Source organism: Desulfoluna sp. CLI2B, assembly GCF_056847375.1.
The window spans coordinates 5,803,885-5,827,668 of the sequence record NZ_CP186557.1 but is presented as its reverse complement, the minus strand read 5'-3'; the positions used below and the strand labels follow the sequence as shown (position 1 = coordinate 5,827,668).

19 protein-coding genes are annotated in these 23,784 nt (G+C 60.1%); 14 read left to right on the top strand and 5 right to left on the bottom strand.

The features are described 5' to 3' along the window. The first annotated feature begins 348 nt into the window (after positions 1 to 348). Complete coding sequence (locus tag ACOYW2_RS27010) at positions 349 to 1,965, top strand: sigma 54-interacting transcriptional regulator (RefSeq protein WP_482768582.1); 1,617 nt, start codon at positions 349 to 351, stop codon at positions 1,963 to 1,965. A gap of 558 nt (positions 1,966 to 2,523) precedes the next feature. Here the strand turns inward: ACOYW2_RS27010 and ACOYW2_RS27005 are convergent. After that, positions 2,524 to 4,089 carry a YifB family Mg chelatase-like AAA ATPase gene (locus ACOYW2_RS27005; protein WP_482768581.1) on the bottom strand — a complete coding sequence of 522 codons (1,566 nt, stop codon included), beginning with the start codon at positions 4,087 to 4,089 and terminating at the stop codon, positions 2,524 to 2,526. Between the two features lie 382 nt (positions 4,090 to 4,471). Here ACOYW2_RS27005 and lpxC point away from each other — a divergent pair, with 382 nt between their 5' ends. The 7 genes from lpxC to ACOYW2_RS26970 all read left to right on the top strand — a co-directional run bounded on the left by lpxC (position 4,472) and on the right by ACOYW2_RS26970 (position 11,817). Continuing rightward, positions 4,472 to 5,338, top strand: coding sequence for a UDP-3-O-acyl-N-acetylglucosamine deacetylase (gene lpxC / locus ACOYW2_RS27000; RefSeq protein ID WP_482414317.1), 867 nt, complete (start codon positions 4,472 to 4,474; stop codon positions 5,336 to 5,338). Then, positions 5,335 to 5,907, top strand: a complete 573-nt coding sequence (locus ACOYW2_RS26995) for a DUF4390 domain-containing protein (protein ID WP_180138846.1) — start codon at positions 5,335 to 5,337, stop codon at positions 5,905 to 5,907. The genes lpxC and ACOYW2_RS26995 overlap by 4 nt, the downstream gene beginning before the upstream one ends. Before the next feature lie 9 nt (positions 5,908 to 5,916). Beyond that, positions 5,917 to 8,217, top strand: coding sequence for an ATP-binding protein (locus ACOYW2_RS26990; RefSeq protein WP_482768580.1), 2,301 nt, complete (start codon positions 5,917 to 5,919; stop codon positions 8,215 to 8,217). Between the two features lie 44 nt (positions 8,218 to 8,261). Next, positions 8,262 to 9,611, top strand: a complete 1,350-nt coding sequence (locus ACOYW2_RS26985; RefSeq protein ID WP_482768579.1) for a sigma-54-dependent transcriptional regulator — start codon at positions 8,262 to 8,264, stop codon at positions 9,609 to 9,611. 18 nt (positions 9,612 to 9,629) lie between these two features. Continuing rightward, a complete protein-coding gene (gene rsmD / locus ACOYW2_RS26980; RefSeq protein WP_482768578.1) occupies positions 9,630 to 10,178 on the top strand; it encodes a 16S rRNA (guanine(966)-N(2))-methyltransferase RsmD in 549 nt (182 codons plus the stop codon). Positions 10,179 to 10,423: 245 nt separating this feature from the next. Further along, positions 10,424 to 10,921, top strand: a complete 498-nt coding sequence (coaD, locus tag ACOYW2_RS26975; protein ID WP_180138840.1) for a pantetheine-phosphate adenylyltransferase — start codon at positions 10,424 to 10,426, stop codon at positions 10,919 to 10,921. Positions 10,922 to 10,926: 5 nt separating this feature from the next. After that, positions 10,927 to 11,817 carry a selenium metabolism-associated LysR family transcriptional regulator gene (locus ACOYW2_RS26970; RefSeq protein ID WP_482414313.1) on the top strand — a complete coding sequence of 297 codons (891 nt, stop codon included), beginning with the start codon at positions 10,927 to 10,929 and terminating at the stop codon, positions 11,815 to 11,817. Positions 11,818 to 12,122: 305 nt separating this feature from the next. Here ACOYW2_RS26970 and ACOYW2_RS26965 read toward each other — a convergent pair whose 3' ends face one another. Together ACOYW2_RS26965 and ACOYW2_RS26960 are read right to left on the bottom strand one after the other, a co-directional pair. Next, positions 12,123 to 12,710: a YqaA family protein gene (locus ACOYW2_RS26965; protein WP_180138836.1), complete on the bottom strand. Its 588-nt coding sequence runs from the start codon at positions 12,708 to 12,710 to the stop codon at positions 12,123 to 12,125. A 6-nt stretch (positions 12,711 to 12,716) separates the two neighbouring features. Continuing rightward, complete coding sequence (locus tag ACOYW2_RS26960) at positions 12,717 to 13,379, bottom strand: protein-L-isoaspartate(D-aspartate) O-methyltransferase (protein ID WP_482418833.1); 663 nt, start codon at positions 13,377 to 13,379, stop codon at positions 12,717 to 12,719. A 279-nt stretch (positions 13,380 to 13,658) separates the two neighbouring features. Here ACOYW2_RS26960 and ACOYW2_RS26955 point away from each other — a divergent pair, with 279 nt between their 5' ends. Both ACOYW2_RS26955 and ACOYW2_RS26950 read left to right on the top strand, forming a co-directional pair. Next, entirely contained in the window at positions 13,659 to 13,970 is a 312-nt protein-coding gene (locus tag ACOYW2_RS26955; protein ID WP_482768577.1) for a potassium channel family protein, read from the top strand. Next, a complete protein-coding gene (locus ACOYW2_RS26950; RefSeq protein WP_482420745.1) occupies positions 13,952 to 14,653 on the top strand; it encodes a potassium channel family protein in 702 nt (233 codons plus the stop codon). Before ACOYW2_RS26955 ends, ACOYW2_RS26950 begins: the two co-directional genes overlap by 19 nt. A 22-nt stretch (positions 14,654 to 14,675) precedes the next feature. Here the strand turns inward: ACOYW2_RS26950 and ACOYW2_RS26945 are convergent, their stop codons facing one another. After that, positions 14,676 to 15,263, bottom strand: coding sequence for a 5-formyltetrahydrofolate cyclo-ligase (locus tag ACOYW2_RS26945; RefSeq protein WP_482414311.1), 588 nt, complete (start codon positions 15,261 to 15,263; stop codon positions 14,676 to 14,678). A gap of 313 nt (positions 15,264 to 15,576) precedes the next feature. Here ACOYW2_RS26945 and serS point away from each other — a divergent pair, with 313 nt between their 5' ends. The 4 genes from serS (at position 15,577) to ACOYW2_RS26925 (ending at position 21,192) form a co-directional block, all read left to right on the top strand. After that, positions 15,577 to 16,851 carry a serine--tRNA ligase gene (serS, locus tag ACOYW2_RS26940; RefSeq protein WP_482414310.1) on the top strand — a complete coding sequence of 425 codons (1,275 nt, stop codon included), beginning with the start codon at positions 15,577 to 15,579 and terminating at the stop codon, positions 16,849 to 16,851. Continuing rightward, positions 16,848 to 18,356 carry a threonine synthase gene (gene thrC, locus ACOYW2_RS26935; protein ID WP_482768576.1) on the top strand — a complete coding sequence of 503 codons (1,509 nt, stop codon included), beginning with the start codon at positions 16,848 to 16,850 and terminating at the stop codon, positions 18,354 to 18,356. The genes serS and thrC overlap by 4 nt, the downstream gene beginning before the upstream one ends. Before the next feature lie 123 nt (positions 18,357 to 18,479). Beyond that, positions 18,480 to 20,231: a LysM peptidoglycan-binding domain-containing protein gene (locus ACOYW2_RS26930; RefSeq protein ID WP_482768575.1), complete on the top strand. Its 1,752-nt coding sequence runs from the start codon at positions 18,480 to 18,482 to the stop codon at positions 20,229 to 20,231. Between the two features lie 205 nt (positions 20,232 to 20,436). Further along, complete coding sequence (locus ACOYW2_RS26925; protein WP_482768574.1) at positions 20,437 to 21,192, top strand: tetratricopeptide repeat protein; 756 nt, start codon at positions 20,437 to 20,439, stop codon at positions 21,190 to 21,192. 298 nt (positions 21,193 to 21,490) lie between these two features. On the opposite strand, the gene ACOYW2_RS26920 is transcribed toward ACOYW2_RS26925, so the two are convergent. Then, positions 21,491 to 23,716, bottom strand: a complete 2,226-nt coding sequence (locus ACOYW2_RS26920; RefSeq protein ID WP_482768573.1) for a type IV pilus secretin PilQ — start codon at positions 23,714 to 23,716, stop codon at positions 21,491 to 21,493. Positions 23,717 to 23,784 lie beyond the last annotated feature (68 nt).

Here is a 23,784-nt window from a genome sequence, read left to right as displayed (position 1 = left end):
ATCTGGGATGTTGCGACCCAGCACACCGATCTCAGAGTCAAAAAACCGACCGTACGGAACACTACACATCAGGTGCATATTAAAGCCCGGTTCAAAAGTTAATGACGCCTTCTACATATGCGACCAGCGTTCACTTAAACCGCGCAGCAATGTACCACTCTTCTACCGGAAGTCAATTGTGCAACCATCGTGCCACTGCGTGAACAATGGTTATTGAGTAATCATTCCACCACATTCACAGAATCCCGGAACGGACAGGTTACACGCCATTTCGTTTCATATTGAAATCATAATTTCAAAATGATACAAAGTTTAAACCCTGAGCCCACTTTCACAGAGGTGATCATTATGCTTTCCGACCCCTTCTCTCCGTCGCAACTCATCACCAGGGACCCCCAATACGGGTTTCCCCTTTTCGGCCCCAGCCGTGTCCTGGGCGTCAGCATCGCCACCCTGGAACGGTTTTACCGGGATTTTACCGAAATGGTGGACAAAAAAACCCGCCGACGCATTGCCGAAAACCTGGGCTACGAGGTCGGCCTGGGCCAGGCCACAACCCTGTCCGGGCTCTGCGCCTTTTCATCGGCCTCGGAGCACCTTCACGCAGGGAGCAGGCTTCGGAACTTCACCGGCTACTGCAACGAACGCATCACCTCCCTGGACATCACCCCCGAGGGAAAGCTGGTGCGATTCAGCGGCCGGTGGGCCGGATCCTTCGAAACCGCCATCTACCTCAAAACAAACAGCCGCAAAAACAGGGGACATGCCGGGCGACCGGTGTGCCTGGCCCTGTGCGCCATCCTCAGCGGGTACGCCTCGGCGGTGTTCGGAGAAAAAATTGTGGTGAGGGAAACGGCCTGCCAGGCCATGGGGACTGCGGAATGCCACTTTGAAGGAAAACCGGCGACGGAATGGGACATGGGCGAGGCCCCGCCGTACATGGACGATGAGGGCGACCACGCCCTGGAGAGCAACATCACCAAGCTGAGGGAAATCCTGGGCCTTGAACATCGCCCGGCCGCAGCCCCGCCCTTTTTCGCAACAGCCGACCCGGTGTGCAGGGATTCCGGCTTTCGGGCCGTGCTGGATCGCACCGACAAGGTGGCCCCCACCGACGCCACGGTCCTTATTTTAGGGGAGAGCGGATCAGGCAAGGAGGTTGTGGCCCGCCGGATCCACGCCGGATCCCGCCGCAGCAATGCCCCCTTTCTGGCCATCAACTGCGCGGCCCTGCCCCCGGAGCTCCTGGAATCCGAACTCTTCGGCCACGTGCGCGGAGCCTTTACCGGCGCTGAAAAAACAAAAAAAGGGCTCTTTGTCTCCGCAGGGGAAGGCACAATCTTTCTGGACGAAATCGGGGACATGCCCCTGCCTGTCCAGGGCAAGCTCCTGCGCGCCCTGCAGGAGAGGGAAGTACGCCCGGTGGGCGGCCTGGAGGACATCCCCGTCAAGGCCCGCATCGTCGCCGCCACCAACCGCGACCTGGCCGCCATGGCCCGGGAAGGCTCCTTCCGCCAGGACCTCTACTACCGGTTGTCGGTCTTTCCCATCACCCTGCCTTCACTGGCCCAGCGCAAAGCGGACATCCTCCCCCTGGCCCACGCCGCCTTGAAAAAACGGGCCCCGGATCACCCGGGGTTCTCGCCAGAGGCAGAAAAAGCCCTGCAAAGCCACACCTGGCCCGGCAACGTCCGCGAGCTTGAAAACTGGGTGGAACACGGCCTCATCCTCGCCGGCAACACCCCCATCGACACCGATCACCTCCCGGAAGCCCGGCGCACAACCCCATCCGGCGACAGCATCGACGGCGACCTCCCCAGCCTGGAAGACCTCACCCACCGCTACATCCACAAGGTCCTGGCCCACACCAACGGCAACAAAAAAGAGACCGCCGGTATCCTGGGCATCGGTACGGCAACCCTGTGGCGACACCTTAAAAAGGAAACGATGGGGGCTAAGGGCTAAGGGCTAAGGGCTAAGGGCTAAGGGCTAAGGGCTAAGGGCTAAGGGCTAAGGGCTCATAGGTGCCGGAGGAACGGATGTCAAGCCCACGATTCGGCACCTTGTCACCCTTTCTAATGATGCCTCCGGCGGCCCTGTCGGGGGCCAAACTTTTGCCAATTAGATGTCTTGGGTTTGACAAACAGGTTTTGCTTGGGTTTCACAAAATCTTCGCGAAAGCTCTTCCCCTGAGGAACGAAGGGGGAGGGCTTTCGCAACCTGGGGTCCAGGGGTGGCGAAGCCACTTAGGCCCAAAATCCCCTGGCCGCCGGAGGCAATGCGGATAGATCCACATTGGACAAGTAGCAACAACGTATCCTGTTACGTCGAAGCTTGTGAGCCTGCCCGTATAAACCCTCAGCGTTCATGTCGGGCGTAGCCCGAGCCGAAGGCCCTTGCGCTTTGGGCCGAGGAACGAGGGACAAAGCGCAAGGGCAATCAGCTTTCGAGGTGGCTCACCTCGCCGCCGGAGGCTTGCTTTTGCCCCCGACTTTAACCATAGAAGGCATCGCTGCCTGTGTTTTAACTGGGGCAGGTTGCTTCCCAGGGTTCCCGTTCGTCGGCCCGGGAGAAGATCTCCCGGTACTGGATGGCTTCGGCCACGTGGGGGGTATCGATGGCATCGACGCCTTCGAGGTCGGCGATGGTGCGGGCCATTTTCAGGCAGCGCATCCAGGCGCGGGCTGAGAGGCCCAGGCGTTTCACCGCGGCTTCAAGCAGGTCCCGGGAGTCCGGGCCCACCTGGCAGAAGGCTCTCACCTCGCGGCTTCCCATCTGGCCGTTGAACCGGACGGGAAGGTCTTTGAACCGATGTGATTGCCGGGCCACGGCGGCCACCACCCGCTCCCGCACTGCGGCTGAAGCCTCTGCCCCGGTCTGTTTTCGTCCGGAGAGTTCGTCAAAGGAGACGGCGGGCACCTCCACATGGAGGTCGATGCGGTCCAGCAAGGGGCCGGAGATGCGTTCCTGGTATCGTTCCACCTGCACGGAGGAGCAGCGGCATTCCCGGCCGGGGTGGGTGGCGTATCCGCAGGGGCAGGGGTTCATGGCACAGACAAGGAGGGTGTCGCTGGGGTAAGTGACCTTGATGCGGGCCCGGGCGATGTGGACATCCCCATCTTCCAAAGGCTGCCTCAGGACATCCAGGACCCGCTTTTTGAACTCGGGCAGCTCGTCTAAAAACAGCACCCCGTTGTGGGCAAGGCTCACCTCCCCGGGCATGGGGTTTTGGCCCCCACCGATGAGGCCCGCATCGGAGATGGTGTGGTGGGGGGAACGCACCGGGCGAATGGTAACCAGGGGCGTGTTTCTGTCCAGAAGGCCAGCTGCGGAGTGGACCCGGGTGGTCTCCAGGGCCTCGCCAAAGGAGAGGGGAGGCAAGATGGAGGGAAGGGCGCGGGCCAGCATGGTTTTCCCGGAACCCGGCGGCCCGTTCATCAGGAGGTTGTGGCGCCCTGCCGCCGCGATCTCAAGGGCCCGTTTGGCATGTTGTTGGCCCACGATGTCTGAAAAATCCACGGGGCAGGTCCCGGCACCGGGCTCCAGCCCCTCAAAGGGCGGCTCGGGCATCAGGGGATGGATGCCCTTGAAAAACCCCACGGCCTCGGAGAGGCTTCCCACGGCAAAAACCCTGATGCCCCGCACCACCGAGGCCTCGATACCGTTGTCCCTGGGGACCATCACCGCGTTCATCCCGCGACGCCCGGCCTCCATGGCCATGGCCAGGACGCCTCGCACCGGCTTGACTCGTCCGTCCAGGGCCAGCTCCCCGCAGATCAAAAAGCCCGATGCCGCGCCCTGGGGCACCATGCCCGTTGCCGTGAGAACCCCTAAGGCCACGGGCAGGTCAAAGCCCGTGCCCTCCTTGCGCATGTCGGCCGGGGCCAGGTTGACGGTGATGCGATCCCTGGGAAACTGGAAGCCGGAATTGGTCACCGCCGCCTTGACCCGCTCCCGGCTCTCCCGCACGGCGGTCTCGGCAAGCCCCACCGTGGTAAAGGCCGGAAGTCCGCGGGCGATATCCACCTCCACATCCACCACCCGGGCTTCCACCCCCACCAGTGCACTGCTGAAAACCCTGGCCAGCACGCCCCCTCCTTTTCACCCCCCAGGGAGCCCCGGGGCTCCGGGATGACAATGACTTTGATATTTCATGGTATTTGATATATAAACCCACTAAGTTGAGATTTTTCCGAATAATCAGGGGCCACGGACCACGGCACCCACATCCACCCGCGTGTGTCGACTTTACGAGTGATACCACGCACAGACAGACGGCCCTTTCGGGGCATAGGATGTCGACACGCCTGATGCGTTTATCGGACAAACCCATCACACAACCATGCACAAACGATTTGGATACGTCGGGAAAGACTCTCAAGGGACACTGAAACGATCGGACACGATCAAAACGACGATATCGGGCGGCCTTTTTCAGGCCCCCGCAGACGATACGGTGATGACAATTTACATGAATCAACGCACCTTAGCAAAACCTTTTTCATGCTCGGGAACCGGCGTCCACTCCGGTGTTCGGGTCAACCTGACCGTCCATCCGGCCCCCGCCAATCACGGCATCCGATTCCAGCGCAGCGACCTCCCGGACAGCCCCACCATCCGGGCCCTGTTCCGAAACGTCGTGGACACGAGCCTTGCCACGGTCATCGGCCAGGAGGGCGCCATTGTCTCCACCATCGAGCACCTCATGGCCACATTCGCTGGCCTTGCCATCGACAACGCCCTGGTGACCATCGACGGGTATGAGATGCCCATCATGGACGGCAGTGCCCGCGTGTTTGCCGAAGGCATCATGGAAGCAGGCATCGTGGCGCTGGACAAACCCCGGAGCTTTCTGGCCATCACCAAAAAAGTGGAGCTCTGCGAGGGGGACAAGCGGGTGACCGCCGTGCCGTGCGACCACTTCTCCATCACCTGCGGCATCGCCTTCAATCACCCCATGATCAACGAACAGAGCGTCACCCTGGACTCCCGGGACAACACCTTCCTCACCGACATCAGCCCGGCCCGCACCTTCGGGTTCTACCGGGACATCAAGATGCTCAAGCTTTACGGGCTGGGGCGTGGCGCGGAGCTGGACACCGGCATCGCCCTCACCGACGACGGCATCATGAACGAAGGGGGCCTGAGGTTCCCCGATGAGTTCGCCCGCCACAAGCTCCTGGACTGCCTGGGTGATTTTTCCCTCTTGGGGATGCCGATCCTTGCCCACATCACCACCAGCAAGTCCGGCCACGCCTTTAACCACGCTTTCCTGGAGACCCTGTTCGAACACAAGGACTCCTGGGAGACACGCACGGTGGAAGCCGACGCCCTATGAAAAGCCGACTCTCAACCCTTGCCGTCTGTGTGGTGCTCCTGATCCTTCTCCTTGCCGCAGCCGCAGGGGCTGCGTCCCAGGACCCGCGGCTCGCAAGCCTCACCATCACCAACACCCGGGACCATCTGCTCCTTTACACCGAGCTGGAGGGGGCCTTTGTGGAAAAGGTGGAGACCGCCGTCCAGAGCGGGGTGGAGACCACGGTCTCCTACGACATCGACATCTTCGAGCAGAAGCGGTTCTGGTTTGACAAGCGCATCGCCTCCATCCGGGCCGAACACCGGGTCAAGTTCGACGCCATGAAAAAGGTCTACACCATCACCCGCTCCTGGGCCGAGCCCCAGAGCCTCACCACGGAAAACTACGAAGAGGCCAAGCAGGTCATGAGCCGCCTGGAAGGGCTGCGCGCGGCCGCCCTCACCGACCTGACACGCGGGGAAGCCTATCAGGTCAGGGCCAGGGCCCGCCTGGAAGAGTTCACCCTGCCCGTCTACCTGAAGTTCATCGGCCTCTTTGCCGATCTGGACGCCTTTGAAACCGACTGGCGACACGCCGCCTTCGTCTATTAAGAGGTGGCCATGACCCCACCCCTTGACACGCCCCCCACCGAGTCTTCGCATAAAACCGGTTCCTCCCCCGGCCGGATGCCCATGGACTTAAGCATGAAGCGTCCCTCGGCCGAGGCGGAAAAAAAGCGGCAGAAGCGGGAGTTCCTCTTCATTGCCCTTCTCATCGTAACCGTGGGCCTCATCTCCTACGCCATCAGCAAGGCATCAAACTACGGCGCCAACTTTCCCATCTCCAACACCCTGTTGATGTTCATTCTCATCAACATCAACATGATGCTGCTGCTGACCCTGATCATCCTGGTCTTCCGCAACCTGGCCAAGGCTTACTTCGACAGGCGGAAAAAGACCATGGGCTCCAAGCTCCGGGTGAAGCTCGTCATCGCCTTCATCTCCCTGACCCTGGTGCCCACGGTGGTGCTCTTTTACTTTTCCATGCAGTTCATCTCCACCAGCATCGCCTACTGGTTCAACGCTCCGGTGGAACAGGCCCTGGAAAACTCCCTGTCCATCGGCCGGGAGCTTTACACCCACATTGAAAAGAACAACGCCTTCTTCCTGGATCGCATCGCCTACCAGCTGGACAAAAAGTACCTGAACTCCAACAAAAAAAGCGCCCTGTCCAATTACATCGTGGTGAGCCAGCGCGCCTTCAATTTAGACGCCATCGAGGTCTACGGCAAAAACACCGATCGCCTCACCTTCTCCATCTCCTCGGACACCGCCCCCACCACCCTCAACCTCATCGCCGCCGGGGAACTCCAGAAGGCTGCCCAGTCCAAGGGGATCCACACCCTCATCGAAGAGAGCGGGGGCCAGGAACTCATCCGCAGCATCGCCACCGTCCCCTTCCGGGCCGATCGCCAGAACGCACGGGCCTATGTGGTGATCACCATCCGGGTCTCCAGGGAGCTGGTGGGCAACATCTCCTCAGTGACCCGGGGCTTTGAAGAGTATCAGCAGATCAAGCTGATGAAAAAGCCCATCCGCACCACCTATTTCATCGCCCTGTCCATTGTGGCCCTGCTGGTCCTCTTCTGCGCCATCTGGTTTGCCTTTTACCTGGCCCGCTCCATCACCATCCCCATCATGGAACTTGCCAAGGGCACGCGGCGCGTGGCCGAAGGGGACCTCTCCTTTCACATCGACGTGGTGGCAAACGACGAAATCGGCAGCCTGGTGGTGGACTTCAACAAGATGACCCGTGACCTCGGGATCAGCCGGGAACAGCTGGCCCTGTCCGCCCGCATGCTTAAAGAGCAGAACCTGGAGATCGAAGAGCAGCGGCAGTACATGGAGATTGTCCTGCAGAGCGTCTCGGCCGGGGTCATCTCCCTGGACCCGTCGGGCCATGTGGCCACCATCAACAAGTCTGCCGAGCGCATGCTGCAGGTCAAAAGCAAGCATGTGATCCGCCACCACTACACCGAGCTTTTAGGGGACCAGGAGAGCCAGACCGCCAAGGAGATCTCCGAAAAACTGGAGAATTCGGGCAACGGCATCAACTTTCCCGTCTCCCTTGCCATCAGCGGCAAGCCCCGGAGCTTCAACGTCCACTCCACCACCCTCCGGGACGACAACGGCAACCCCATGGGTCTGGTCATCGTCTTTGACGACATGACGGAGCTTGAAAAAATCCAGCGCCTTGCGGCCTGGCGAGAGGTGGCAAGGCGCATCGCCCACGAGGTCAAGAACCCCCTGACCCCCATCGCCCTGTCGGCCGAGCGCCTCAAGCGCCGCTACTCCAAGGTGGTGGCCGAGCCGGTCTTCGACGAGTGCACCCGCACCATCATCGAGCACGTGGACCTCATCCGCAACCTGGTGAACTCCTTTGCCTCTTTTGCCCGATTCCCCACCGCCAACCCTGAGCCCTGCGAGCTGCCTCCCATCGTGGAAGACTGCCTGGTCCTTTACCGGGAGGGCCTCCCCGATATTGAGTTTACAGTTGAGTTTGTAAATGATATTCCCCTTTTGAATCTCGACCGTCAGTTGATCAAGCAGGCCCTCATCAACCTGATCGAAAACGCCGTGGCGGCTGTTCGGGGACGGGGGCGAATCGCCCTATCCCTTTCGTACAACAGCCTCAAGCAGGTGGTCACCCTGGAGGTGGCCGACTCCGGAACCGGCATCCCCGATCCCGTCAAAGCCCGGCTCTTTGAGCCCTACTTTTCGACCAAAAAATCCGGGACCGGCCTGGGCCTTGCCATCGTCAACTCCATTGTTTCCGACCATAACGCCGAAATCCGGGTGCTGGACAACGATCCCACCGGCACCCGCTTCGTCATTGAATTCCCGGTACAGGCCCCGGCCTGATCCCGGCTTCGGCTCACCAAGAGCCCGTCCAAGGAGAACACCTTATGTTTCCAACCCTGCTTATTGTGGATGACGAACAGCCCATCCTCCATTCCCTTGAGGGGCTGCTCTCCGACGAGGGGTTTAACGTCCTGACCGCCCCCAACGGATATGAGTGCCTGAAGACCATCGACGCCGAGCACCCCGACCTGGTGCTGCTGGACATCTGGATGCCGGGCCTGGACGGCATCGAAACCCTGCGGGAGATCAAGAAGTCCCACCCGGACATTCCCGTTATCATGATCTCCGGCCACGGCACCATCGACACGGCGGTCACCGCCACCAAGTACGGGGCCTTCAGCTTCATCGAAAAGCCCATCAGCATCGACAAGGTCATCGTAGCCATCAACAACGCCCTGAACTTTCGCAAGCTGGAAGAGGAGAACCGCTTCCTGCGGACCCGCATGATCGCCAAAAACGCCATCGACGGCTCCAGCCCTCCCATCCTGGCCCTGAAGCAGCAGATCATTGCCGCCGCCCCCACCGAAGCCCCCATCCTCATCACCGGGGAGAACGGCACCGGCAAGGAGCTTGCAGCCCGAACCATCCACCAGTTCAGCACCCACTCGGAGAGCCCTTTAATCACGGTCAACTGCGCAGCCATCCCGGAAGCCCTTTTTGAAAGCGAGCTCCTCGGCCACGAAAAAGGCGCCTTTGAAGGGGCCAAGGCCAAGCACATCGGCCGCTTTGAGCTGGCCGACGGGGGCACCCTCTTCTTCAACGAGATCGGGGACATGACCCTGGCCAACCAGGGCAAGCTGCTCCAGGTCATCGAAGAGAAACGCTTCTGCCGCCTGGGCGGAAGCCGGGTCATCGACGTCAACGTGCGCATCATCGCCGCCACCAACAAGGACCTCAGAAAAGAGATCGAAGAGGGGCGCTTCAGGGAAGACCTCTACTTCCGCCTCAACGGCGTGCCCCTGGACATGCCCCCCTTGCGCAACCGGCTGGAGGACCTCCCCCTGCTGGTGGGGCGCTTCACCCAGGAGTGGTGCAAAACCTCTGAGTCCGAACCCAAAGCCTTTGAGCAGGACGCCATGGAAGCCCTGGCCGACCACAACTGGCCCGGCAATGTGCGGGAGCTGAAAAACCTGGTGGAGCGCCTCCTCATTACGGTCAATAAAGAGACCGTCGCCCTGGCCGATCTCCCCACGCCCTACCGCGCCCCGGACGCCAAAGAGATCACGGACAGCCTCTCTGAGCTGGCCGATATCGCCGACTTCCGGGAGGCCAAAGAGGCCTTTGAGCGGGAGTACATCAAACGGCGCCTCGCCGAATGCGACAACGACACGGCGGCAGCAGCCAAAAGCCTGGGCGTCAGCAAGGGCCACATCACCAAAATTCTCAAATCGTAAGGGCATCAGGCATCATCCATGCGCATCATTGGCGGAGAACGACGCAAGAAAAAACTCCTGGCCGTCCCAGGCATGGCCACCCGGCCCACGGCGGACCGGGTCAAGGAGACCCTCTTCAACATCATTCAGAGCCACATCCGGGGGGCCTTTGTCCTGGACCTCTTCTCAGGCACCGGGGCCCTGGGCCTCGAAGCCCTGAGCCGAGGGGCGGACCATTGCCTCTTCGTGGACAACCAGAGGCAGGCCCTGGAGACCTGCCGGAAGAACATCACCGCCTGCGGCTTTGAGGAGAGAAGCACCGTCATCAAGTGGGACATCGCCCGCAACCTGGGCTGCCTCTCCCGCTACCCATCCCGGCTGGACCTGGTGTTCATGGACCCCCCTTACCGTAAGGGCCTGGACGACCTGGCCCTGGCCCACCTCATCCAAGCCGAGGCCCTGGCCCCGGAAGGGCTTGTGGTGGTAGAACACGCCGCAGACGAGGCACCGTCGGCGCCCGACGGCCTGACCCTCACCGAGACCCGGCACTACGGCTCCACAGCTCTCTCCTTCCTCTCTCCCCAGTAAGGGCTCCCCGAAAAATACGGGCCTTCCGGCACGTCCCGGGCAACCCCCCTTAATTCATGGGGTTCCCGCCACCTGCTGCCGCGGCATTCACTGCCGCGGTGGCGGAACCGGTTGCACGGCCCCGTCTCCTGCCCCTCTAACATATGCAATTTCCGATGAAAAAGGTTGTTCCCCCTCTTTTTTTTGTGTTAGAGCTTCTCTGACATTGGGCCCACTGTTCATTCAGCGAAAAAGGATCTGACACCATGGAGACAATCGCCGTTTACCCCGGTTCCTTCGACCCCCTCACCAATGGCCACATCGATCTTGTGGAACGTGGATTGAAAATCTTCGACAAAGTGGTCATCGTGACCCTCAACAACAGGGCAAAAAAGCCCCTCTTTTCCGTGGAAGAGCGCCTGTCCATGATCCGGGACTGTTTTCAGGGAATGGATTCCGTGGAGGTGGATGCCTTTGACGGGCTGGTGGTGGATTACGCCCGGAAGCGAAATGCCAACGCCATCCTGCGCGGGATGCGGGCGGTTTCGGACTTCGAGAACGAATTTCAGATGGCCATGTTCAACCGGCGGCTCAACCGCGATGTGCAGACAGTCTTTCTCATGACCGGCATGCGCTGGATCTTCACCAGCTCCTCCGGTATCAAGGAAGTAGCAAGCTTTGGCGGGGACGTCTCAGGCATGGTGCCCCCCTCCATCGAGAAAAAGCTCAAAGATAAATTTCACCAGGCATACAGCAAGGGTTAACGGGCATGGATTTCTGGCAACTGACCATATTCTGCAAGGTGGTGGAGCTCAAGAGCTTCTCCCGTGCAGCCGAAGCGATCTACCTCTCCCAACCCACGGTGAGCAGCCACATCAAGGACCTGGAGGAGCACTGCGGGTTCCGCCTCCTGGACCGCCTGGGCAAGGAGGTGCTGCCCACCAAGGCCGGCACCCTGCTCTTCAGCTACGCCAAGCGCCTGCTGGCCCTGCGGGACGAAGCCGAGACCGCCCTCTCCCAATTCCGGGGCGTCACTAAGGGCTCTTTGACCCTGGGCGGAAGCACCATCCCCGGCGGCTACATCCTGCCCGAGATCATCGGCCGGTTTGCCAAGGCCCACCCCGAAGTCCAGGTCTCGCTTATCATCCGGGACACCCGGGACATTGCCGACGGCATCTTGAACGGTGACGTGGAGCTGGCCGTCACAGGGGCGCCCCTTTCGGACCCGGCCATCTTCCAGGAGCCCCTTTTCGAGGACGACATGCGCCTCATCGTCCCCGCCGATCACCCCTGGGCCAAACGAAAAAGCATCCCCGTGGAGATGCTGAAAACCGAACCCTTTGTCACCCGGGAAAAGGGATCCGGCACCCTGAAGTCCCTGGACCAGAGCCTCTCCGACGCCGGGTTCAACCCGTCTGACCTCAAGATCGCTGCCCGCATGGGCAACACCGTCTCCGTGTGCGAGGCCGTCAAGTGCGGGGTGGGGGTCTCCATCCTCTCCACGCGGGCCGTGGAACGGGACATCCAGGCCGGCCTGCTGGCCGCCATCGCCATCGAAGGGGTGAACCTCAAGCGCTCCTTTTACCTCACCCGCCACAAAAAGCGCACCCCCTCCCCCCTGGCAGACGCCTTTGCCGCCTTTCTCAAGAAAACAAGTTAAAAGCGAGCCTCCGGCGGCGAGGTGAGCCACCTCGAAAGCTGATAGTCCTGGCGCTTTGCCCGACATAAACGCAGATGGTTTATGCGGGCTGGCCCGCAAGCATCCACGTAAGAGGACACGATGTCGCTACGTGGCCATTCTCGGTTTCACCGCACGGCACCCGGCGACCAGATAGGGCTAAACAACACGTCCTGCGTTTTAACCTTTCTTCCTCGGGTTAAGACACGGAGGCATTGATAAAGCCTCGATACCGCTTGCAGCGATGGGTTCCGTCATGCAGTTTCAAACGCCCCCCAGCGCGTGCCCTACATCACGTGGGCAATAAGGACAAACCCGCCCACGAGAAGGACGGTGAAGGCGGTGACCACCAGGTTGAAATACTTGTCGATGAAGGCTTTGATGGTGGGGCCGAAGAGGTAGATGAGCCCGGCCACCAGGCAGAAGCGACCGGCCCTGCCCACGGCGGAGGCAAGGACAAAGATGGGGAAATTGATGGAGAAGAGCCCTGCAGCAATGGTGAACACCTTGTAGGGAATGGGGGTAAACCCGGCGATAAAGACCACCCAGGCGTCCCAGGTGTTGTAGAGGTGTTCCACCCGGGCGAACTTGTCGGCAAAGCCGAAGAGGGCCACGATGCGATCCCCGATGGCGGCCATGAACTGCCAGCCGATGAGGTACCCGAGCATGCCCCCCAGCACCGAACCTGCGGTGCAGATCAGGGCAAACCGAAAGGCCTTTTTATGGGCGCCCACGGCCAGGGCCACAAGGAGCACGTCCGGTGGAATGGGAAAAAAGGACGACTCGGCAAAGGCGATGAGGAAAAGGGCCCAGCTCCCGTAGGGGGACTCCGACCAGCTCAACACCCAGTCGTAAAGACGACGCATGATCTGCATCGGTTGTTACTCCTTCCAGCCGAACTCCCCGATGAGGGGAACAAATCGGCATTTGCCCATGTTTTCGTGCACCAGCTCATCCCCCGCCCGCGTGATGCGCAGCAGGTCCTGGGTATCGGCGCCCCCCACCGGCATGACCAGGCGACCGCCGTCTGCCAGCTGATCGGTGAGGTGAGTCGGGATCTCCGGGGCCCCTGCCGTCACGATGATGGCGTCAAAGGGGGCCTCTTCGGGCCAGCCCGTGGTGCCGTCTGAAAACCGGGGTACGATGTTGAAATAGCGCAGGGTGTCAAACACCTTCCGCGCCCTCATGTACAGGGTGTGAATCCGCTCAATGGTATACACGCGATAGACCAGCCGGGACAATACCGCCGCCTGGTAGCCGGAGCCGGTGCCCAGTTCCAGGACCCGGTCATCCGGTGACAGACAGAGGGCCTGGGTCATCTCGGACACGATGAAGGGCTGCGAGATGGTCTGCCTCTCTCCGATGGGGAGGGGAAAGTCTCCGTAGGCCCGATCCATGAGGGCTTCACTGACAAAAAGGTGACGGGGGACCTCCCCCATGACCTTCAGCACGCGGGGATCGCTGATACCGCGCCCGGCGATCTGACGCTTGACCATCTCCTCCCGCTGGCGTGCGTATTTTCTCTCCAACACATCCATGCCCATCCCTTCCAACCCTTGCTTGATGAAAATATCGTAAGCGGCGAACACCGGCAGCACCGGGCCTTGGTATTGCCTACGACCTCTCCGTCAGTCTACTAGAAATTTCGTCTGGGCTGTGTATAGCACAACTTATTAACGAATAGTATTGGAAATACTGCTTTTTTTTCTGTAAAATGGGGGATCTTTTCACCCGCAAAAGGCAAGACGCTGAAGGTGATTTTCCTTTAAACACAGGATGTTGCAACATCAAACATCCGACTGTCAACGACAGGGACGGATCCATTGGAAGGGCTCAAGCAGGTCGCTATTTCGGTCATTCTCCTGATGCTCATCATCACGGTGGGCATCGGCGGGTTTATGACCATCGAAGGGTGGGGCATCACCGATGCCGCCTACATGACCCTGATTACCATCACCACCGTGGGTTTCGGAGAAATACACCCCCTCTCCCCCGTCGGTCGGCACTTCACCATGGTCATCATTGTCCTCGGGACCAGTTTTTTCATTTACGTGGGCGGATCCGTGGTTCAGTTCATGGTGGAGGGCCAGATTCAAACCCTCATGGCAGGTAGGCATTGGAAATCACCCGTCTGAGAGACCACCACATCATCTGCGGCTACGGCCGCATCGGCCGTGTCCTTTATCACCAGCTCATGGCCACCACCCCCATGGACATCGTGGTCATCGAAAAATCACCGGAGCTGGTGCCCCACATGGAAGCGGACGGCGCCCTGTACATCTCCGGCGATGCCGCCTTGGAGGAGAACCTCATCCGGGCGGGCATCAAAAAAGCATCCTGCCTCGTGGCAGCCCTGGCAACAGACACGGACAACGTCTTTCTCGTGCTCACGGCCCGACAGCTCAACCCGGAGATCTTCATCATGGCCCGCTGCTGCTACAAGGAGTCCCGGTCCAAGCTCATCACGGCCGGGGCCAACATGGTGGAGTCTCCCTACGACATGGGGGCCGCCAACATGGCCCTGAAGCTGCTCCGCCCGACGGTCACGAACTTTCTGGAGCTGGCGCTCCAGGACCGAAACAAGGACATCCAGATGGAGGAGATCGTCATCCACGAGGACTCCGAACTGGTCAACGTAATGCTTCAGGATTCGGGCATCCGGCAACGATTCGACCTGATCATCATCGCCATCAAAACCCGGGAGGGGACCATGCTCTTCAACCCCTCCTTTGAAACCGTCCTCAAGCCCGGAGACACGGTGATTGCCGTGGGCAAAGGGACAAACCTGGCAGGCTTGCAGGCTGCGCTCCAGCCTTGAGGAACGGAGAACCCGGCCCACATCAAATCTTGTAGATGGTCCGGGTATCGGTAACGATAATGTCGATGTGCTTGTTTCTCGAATCGGTGGGGACCTGGGCAATCACCTGCTCTTCAAAGGCGATGGCCACCTTTCGGGTGGTGATGGGGAGTTTCTGGACAAACTTGTCGTAAAACTTGTCCCCGATGCCGATGCGGCCGCCCTTTTCATCAAAGGCCTGGCCCGGCACGATGGCAATGTCGATGTGATTGATGGGAACGGTCTTGCACCGGCCGGGATCGGGGACCAGGCAGCCGTCGGGGCCGTCAATGAGATCTTCGGGGCTGTTTTCCACTTTATACAGGGTGGTTTTGCTGGACTCCCGATTGAACACGGGCAGCACCACGACCTTGCCCCCTTCCAAGGAACGCTTGATGATATCAAGGGTTTCCACCTCGCTCTGCTTGGCCAGGTAGAGAAGCACGACCTTGGCTTCCATGAAGTTGGCAAAACCGAAGAGCCGCTCTTCAATGGTCTTCTGCTTTCGAGACTTCTCCTCGGGCGGAAGCGCATCCAGAACAGCTTCCACCTCAGCGATTATTTCCTTTTTTTTCTCTCCGGCATCTTCCATATATAATCTCCAGTCTTTTTCGCTAAACACATAAAATCAGTAATGATTGGTAATTTTCAAAGCTATTGACTGCCACCATGGACCGTGATAGTAATTTTAAGTTTTTAAAAACAAAAAACCACAATGCCGACCATACCACGAAACGGCATGATATCCGTGGTCCAGCCCGGTCCTCGGTCCATACCATAACACAATACGATATGGGAATCGACAGCTCTGACACAAAATCGTGGTTGTGTGTCCTGCCGAGGCTCTGTAAGGCCGGGTTGCCAAGCGTCCACCATCCCACGTTGCCAGAACAGGTACCTTAATTATGCTTGAACTCAAGTACGTCAGAGACAACCTCCAGACCGTGGAGGATGCCCTCAAGAAACGAGGCGGCAAAGCCGATCTCGCCACCTTCGCCACCTGCGAAGCCAAACGCCGTGAACTCATCGGTGAACTCGAAGCGCTCCGTAACCAGAGAAACACGGTCTCCGATGAGATCGCCGCCATGAAAAAATCCGGGGAGAACGCCCAGCCCCAGATTGATATGATGAAATCGGTCTCCACCCGCATCAAGGCCCTGGACAAAGAGGTCAACGAGGCCGAAGCCACTCTGCAGGAGATCCTCATGGGGATCCCCAACATTCCCCACCCCTCGGTCCCCGAAGGCAAAACCGACGAGGACAACATCCTGCTGCGCACCGTGGGCACCCCCACCTCTTTTGCCTTCGAGCCCAAGGCCCACTGGGACATCGGCGAAGACCTGGGCATCCTGGACTTCGGCCGGGCTTCACGCATCACCGGCGCCCGCTTTCCCCTCTACTTCGGGGCCGGGGCACGGCTGGAGCGGGCCCTCATCAACTTCATGCTCAACCTGCACACCGAAGAGCATGGGTTCTCCGAGGTGCTGCCCCCCTTTATCGTCAACCGCAACAGCCTCAAGGGCACGGGCCAGCTTCCCAAGTTCGAGGAAGACCTCTTCAAACTGGAGGGCCAGGAGTACTACCTGATCCCCACGGCCGAGGTGCCGGTGACCAACATCCACGCAGGGGAGATCCTCACCGACAAGGACCTGCCCATCCGGTACACGGCCTACACCCCCTGTTTCCGATCCGAGGCAGGCTCCTACGGCAAGGACACCCGCGGCCTCATCCGCCAGCACCAGTTCAACAAGGTGGAGCTGGTCAAGCTGGTGGACCCGGCCACCTCTTACGACGAACTGGAGACCCTCACCCAGAACGCGGAAAAGGTCCTCCAGCTCCTGGGCCTGCCCTACCGGGTGGTGACCCTCTGCAGTGGCGACCTTGGTTTCTCCTCTGCCAAGACCTACGACATCGAAGTGTGGATGCCCGCCCAGGACACCTACCGGGAGATCTCCTCCTGCAGCAACTTCGAAGACTTCCAGGCCCGCCGCATGGGCATCAGGTTCCGCCCCGAGGGCGAGAAAAAGCCGCGCCTGGTTCATACACTCAACGGCTCCGGGCTGGCTGTGGGCCGCACCGTGGCCGCCATCCTGGAGAACTTCCAGCAGGAAGACGGGACTGTCAAAATCCCTGAAGTGCTCGTACCCTACATGGGCGGCAAGGAGGTTATTGCCAAATGAAACCATCGGATTTTCCAGAAGACATCCGGGACCTGATCCTTCCGTCCCCGGAAGGCACCATGATCTACCGCTGCCTGGGCTGCGGCAGCGAACACGGCATTGACGAGCTGCTCTACGTCTGCCCGGACTGCGGCAGCGTCATGATGCTCCACGAGACCTCCAACCTGGCGGCCCAAAAAGCAGACGGCCCCACCTGGCGAAAGATCCTGGACTACCGGCGCATGCTCAACATCCCCGCACTCAAGGGGATCTACCGGTACCACGAGTTCCTCGGCCCTGTGGTCCCCCTGGACGCTGTGCTCTACCTGGGCGAAGGACACACCCCGGTGGTGGAAGCCAACACCCGCCTCCAGGAGCTTACCGGTGCCCGTTTCTTTTTCAAAAACGACGGCCAGAACCCCAGCGCCTCCTTTAAGGACCGGGGCATGGCCAGCGCCCTCTCCTACATCAACTCCCTGGTGAAAAAAGGGAGCATGAAGGAGATCCTGGCGGTGTGCGCCTCCACCGGAGACACCTCGGCGGCTGCCGCCCTGTATGCCTCCTACCTCACCGACGGGATCAAGTCCGCCGTCCTGCTTCCCCAGGGCAAGGTCACGCCCCAGCAGCTCTCCCAGCCCCTGGGCAGCGGGGCCAAAGTCTTTGAAATCCCGGGCGTGTTCGACGACTGCATGAAGGTGGTGGAGAACCTCTCCTCCCGCTACGACGTGGCCCTGTTGAACTCCAAGAACGCCTGGCGCATCCTGGGTCAGGAGTCCTACTCCTTTGAGATCGCCCAGGACTTCGACTACGCCATGGAGAACATGGTGGTTGTGGTTCCCATCGGCAACGCCGGGAACATCACGGCGGTGATGAACGGCTTCCTGAAATTCTACGAGGCAGGCATCATCGAGACCCTCCCCAAAGTTATCGGGGTGCAGTCACACCACGCCAACCCTGTCTACAAGTACTACCTGGAGCCGGACACGGCCAAGCGGGAGTTCAAGCCCGTCACCGTCAAGGCCAGCGTGGCCCAGGCGGCCATGATCGGCAACCCCGTCTCCATGCCCCGGGTCATCAACGTGGTGGAGACCTACAACCGCCTCTCTGAGAAGAAAAACGTCTTCTTCATGGAAGTCACGGAGCAAGCCATCATGGACTGCGAACTCCTGGCCAACCGCAACGGCCACATCGCCTGCACCCAGGGCGGCGAGACCCTGGCAGGGCTCATGGAGGCAGTCAAGCAGGGCCTGATCACCGACGGTGAGACCGCTGTCATCGACTCCACGGCCCATGCCCTGAAGTTTTCCGGCTTCCAGGAGACCTACTTCTCCGGAACCTTCCCGGAAGAGTTCGGCATTACCCCGAACCCGGAGCTGGTCAACGCACCTGAGGATGTCAAGGCCGAGGGCCTCACCGAGTTCCCCGCGTCCGGGGCGCCCCTCACCGGGGAATCCTTTGAGCGATTTGTCCGCCTGACGGCCGATGCCATCGCCACCCGCCTGGACCTTGCCCGTCAAACATCATAAATTATTGCAGGGCAGGGGCCTTTTCCCGTGAAAAGGCCCCTGCCCCGTCAAATCCCAGGCCCCTTCCCGGTTCATGCCGAGCCATGGACGGGGCCTCAGTCCACCATGGAGGCCCCGGAGCCTATGGGTTGTAGGATCAAACGGCTGTTGCCCCTGCTGGTTCTTCTCGTCATCTGTATCGTTGCGTCCGGCCACGCCCGGGCCGAGGTACTCTACAAGCGCTATTACGTCCAGAACGTCAACGGCCGGGATGTCCTCAGCGAGCCCTACACGGTGCGCCCTAACGACTATGTCATCAAGATCCTGAAGCGAAAGGGGGAGATCTCCCACACCAACTTTCCGCTGTTTTTGAACATATTCAAGCTCATCAACCACCACATCGCCGACATCAACCGCATCCACCCCGGCCAGAGAATCTTCGTCCCCCTGAAATGGCTGGAACCCGACGCCCTTCCCGGGCAGCGGCGAGGGGTCGTGGACCTTCCCTTTATTACGGCGGCACCGGTCAAGCAACTCATCACCCAGGGCGCCAAAACCCACAAGGTGGCCCCCGGAGACTCGGTCTCCCGCATCATCTCCAACCAGTTCGGGCCCACGGGAAGCCGGACCTACCGGGAAGGCGTCAAACTCTTCCGATTGGTGAACCCCGCGGTCAAGGACCTCAACCGCATCTACATCGGCCAGGCACTCAAGATCCCCGATGCGTCGGTTCTGAATGAACAATGGTACTCCTCTGTATTTGAAGCAGACGGTGAGGTGGTGTTGAACGCCTCCCCCACCGATGCCTCGACACCGGAGGAAACCGGGGACACCCAGTACGACGAAGAGGAGGCAGACGGCCTGAAGGATCCCTTTGACGCCCTTGCCAAGCTCCTGGGAGGTGTTCTCCTGAACCGAGGGCGATACTACTTTCCCGACGCCGAGGGCACGGATTTTTCCGTGAACCTGTCGGAAACCCCCATTCTGCAGCTTCCCGAAGGGCGACGAATCCTCTTTGTCCAGAACGGCCTCTCCCTGTCCGCAGAGCGACGGCGTATCATGTCCACCCATTTCAAGAACCTGCAGTTCACCGACATCTCCACCGAGCCCAGCCTGCCCCTGCTCCTTGACGCGGTTCAGCTGGCCTACCCCAAGATGCGCCTGCCCATGCCCCTCTCCTTTTCTGAAGAGGGCATGAACCTCTCCCTGAAAGCGCGCTGGGCCTTTAAGTACGACCGGTCCAAATCCCCTGAGGCTTTCCGGGGCATCATCGTCTCTGACCTTTCCGGCCCCTCCGGGCGATTTCCCGTTCCCCTGACCGCCTACTTTCGAAAGCACGGCCTTGTGCTGCGGGAATCCCTTCAGGGCGAAGCCCTCCCGCCGGTCTTCTATGCGGTGGAAAAGAGCACCTCACTGAAACGGATTGTCCCCCGCACACGCAAAATCTACGTTGAAAAGCTCGCCAAGGCCCTGGGCCTTATGTACGATTCCAACATCACCATTTCATTCTCCTATGCCGGTACCCAGCTGGAGACCACCTCCAACATGATACGGGATCCCCAGGGAGAAGGCGCCCTGGTTGACTTTGGCCAGCTCTACGGCGATGCCGCTTTCGCCATCGAAAGCTCCGGCCTCAAGGTGGTCTCCATCCGAAAGGGAGACTATCTTTTCAACGCCACCCTGAGGCTTCTCTCCAAGCTGGGCATTCCACATGAAAAAAACCCGCGCTTCGAGTTCGGAAAGGCGGGTGACGGCCTTTCCTGCGCCCTCACCGTGGACGGCATCCTGGTCAAGCCCGCCCCCCTGGTCAAAAAGCTCATCGTCGCCTCCACATTGCCCGACCCGGTCATCGCCCTCCTTGAAGAGCAGGGCATGGGCATTATCCAGGTCCGGTAGCCCGAACCTTTTTGAAAAAAGGGACCCGCCGGAGGCAACTGGCAATTGCAATAAAACGAGATTCATGGCACGTTGCGCTATAGGCGCAAACACAGCGTTTTCTCCAAAGATACCTCCCTTCACGGGGGCTTGACCATGACCCATAGGCGATACGAATCGCAACGATCCCGACCATCGCACACACCATCTAAATACCGGGGGCATCATGAATTCATCTTCACGCATCCTGCTCGTTCTTCTGGCCGCGGCCCTGCTGGCCGGTTGCGCCAGCAAAACACCCATGTTGAAAAAGCAATCCGAGGCCCAGCGCAACCTGGGTGAGGCCTACCTGAGCCAGGGCGACTACACCGCCGCCCTCAAAGAACTCCTTGAGGCCGAGAGCCTCTACGCCGACGATTACCTCCTTCAAGACGACCTGGGCAAGGCCTACACCGCCAAAAAAAGGTACGAAACCGCCCTCATCCACTTCCAGCGTTCCATCGACCTGCAGCCCGACTACGGCCCGGCCAAGAACAACATGGGATCGGCCCTGTTGCTGATGGAACGATGGGACGATGCCATCGAAATCCTCAACCAGGTGTCAAACAACATCCTGTATGCCACGCCCCACTACCCCGTCTACAATCTCGGGTGGGCGTACTATAACAAAAAAATGTACGCCAAGGCCGTCGGCTACTTCAACAAAGCCCTGGAGATCCACCCGGAGTTCGTCCTTCCCATGCGGGGCATTGCCCTGTGCCACATGGCCGAAGGGCGCCTTGCCGATGCCACGCACTGGTTTGAAAAGGCCGTCGACACCGCCCCCAGATTTCAGCAGCTTCACTACGAACTGGCAGGGGCCTACCTTCGCTCCGGTTCCTATGAAAAGGCCAAAACCACGCTGACAGCAACCATCGCCATCAACGACCAGACCCCCATTGCCGCCAAAGCGCAGCGTGAGCTCGCGGCCCTTTCCATTTAACCCTCCCCTTCCAACGGCACGGCCCCGGTCTCTCACCGGGGCCATGGGCCACGTGAGACCTTTCGCCACGGGCCAGTGATGCGCTCCGGAAGAGCCACGTATAAGGCATCCCCACACTCAAAAGAAACGAACTGTCTCCTCCGCCAAGCACGTCCGGCTGTTTCGGCCCGGGCCCTCCCCCGCACATACGTCTACCACCATAAAAAAAGGGAGCGAGGTGTTTACCACCTGCTCCCTTTCGTTGCTCAAACCACTCTTTGGTATTTCCCCCTGCCACGAAAAGCAGGGGGAAGCATGTCTAAATTTTCAATTCATCCATTTTCACCACGCGGGGGGTGAGGAAGACCAGCAGCTCCTGCTTCTCTTCCGTACGCGTGCGGTTTTTGAAAAGCCAGCCCAGAACGGGAATCTGGGACAGCACCGGAAAGGCCGACTCGGCAAAGGTCTTGTTGGACTTGATGATGCCGCCGATGACGATGGTCTCCCCGTCATTCATGATCAGCTCGGTCTCCACCCCTTTGGTGTTGAGGCCCGGGATCCCGTCGGTGATGCTGCCCACGTCGTTCTTGTCGATGAGCACCTGCAGGGAGATCCGATCGTCGGCCGTCACATGGGGGGTCACCTCCAGCTTCAGCTCCACCTCTTTGAACTCGATGTCCACGTCGCCGTCTTCAACGGTCTGGTAGGGAATCTCAACCCCCTGCTTGATGGTGGCCTTCTTGTTGTCCAGGGTGAGGACCTTGGGTGAGGAGACGATCTTGCCGGTGCCCTTGGTCTCCAGGGCCGTGAGCTTGGCATCCAGGATCAGGGTGTTGCCCGTGAGCCGTGAAAAGTTGATGCCGATGCTGTTGGTGGTGTCCACCCCGTAGTCCATGGCCACGCCGTAGCCGTACACACCGCCCAGGGTGCCGCTCTCGTTGCCCTCCCCAACGGTGGGATACCCCTCGGTCTGGGCGTTCCAGGTCACACCAAAGGCCCGGGTGAAGTTGGATGAGGCTTCCACAATCCGAGCCTCGATGATCACCTGGGGCGTGATCCGGTCGATCTGGGTGACAATTTCACGGGCCTGGGCGATCTTTTCCGCGGTGTCGGTGATGATCAGCTGGTTGGTCCGGATGTCCACACTGACGCTCCCCCGCTCCGGGGTGAGGATGCGCTCGATATGGGGCCTGATGTCCGCGTCTGCGTTGGAGTAACTGATGAGGATGTACTCCGTGAACATGGGGGCCATGGCCTTCTGGATCTCTTTGGAGAACTGCTGGGAGGCGATGTACTGAAGTCGGGCCGCCTCTTCTTCCTTCAGGGTTTTTAAGGTGGCGATGCGGGTGATGCCGTTTTCTTTCACCGACCCCAGCATGTTCATCTTGAGCACCAGGTCCAGGATCTGGTCCCAGGGAACCGGGTTCTGAAGGGTCATGGTGACCTGGCCCGTGACATCCTTGTCGATGGCAAAGTTCTGCCCGCTCACGGCCCGGATGATGCGGAACACGTTTTTGATGTCCGTCTCAAAGAAATCCACGGCGATTTTCTCGCCGGTGTAGGTTTTGGACTTGCCCACGGAGATCTCCGGTTCCGCGTCCGCCACCACCACGTCCGGAACCGGGGCGGCACCCACAGCCCCTTCAGGAAGTACGGCCATACCGGCATCCGCCCCTTGGGGCAGGTCCATCACATCGGCGCCGGTAATCGCCTCTTTCCAGCTGGGCAGGTTGGCCTCGTCCTCTTTCTGAGGAGGCACGGTGGTGGGGTCGATGCTTACCTCAATCTGGTCGCCGCTCTGGGTCACCAGGTACGGTACGGCATCCCTGAGTTCGATGATAAACAGAGCGTCTCCGGCCATCCGGTCCGTCTGGACCGGCAGAATCCGGTTCACGGCACTGTTGAAACGCGTGGTGATAATGGGGCGCTTCCGGGAATCGGGCAGGGTGGTGTCGGCGAGCTTGATGTAGAGGGTCTTCTCATCTTTCTTGCTCACCTTGTAATCCACCGGGCCGGTGGTGCCGATCAGGATGGTGGATGCCCCGCTCTGGCTGCTGGTAAAATCGATCTGGCTCACCGTGGCAGGTCCCACGGCAACGGACTGAAGGGGCGGTGCCTCTACCGTTTTCTCGGGCTGAACCGCCACAGCTTCGGACTCCACCGTCATCTCAGCCACGTCGGCCTCTGCCGGTGCGTCCTCAGGGACCAGGGCCACCTCGGGTACGTCCGCCCCCACGGAGGTGAAGATCACATCCAGTCCGTTTCCGTTGCGAACCACGTCGTACTCCGCCTCTTCCGTAAGGAGGATCTTGATCTGTGTGGCGCTTCCCTTGCGGGAGGTTGCGATGGTCTCCACCACCTCATAGTTCGCCGGCGACTGAACCGCCCCTTCCGCCACATCCGTATCGGGAAAATGCAGGACAACCCCCGGGGGAAGGGACTGGGGTATCATGGCATAGGTCAGCATGGCACTGCCCTGGATGGACACAACCACTTCATCGGAGTTTCCACGGGTGTCCACACCGGTAATGACCCGCTCAGCCATGACAGATTGCGTCTCGACAGCAGGCGTGATCGCACCCTTATCGGATGCACAGCCGCCGGCCGCAAGCG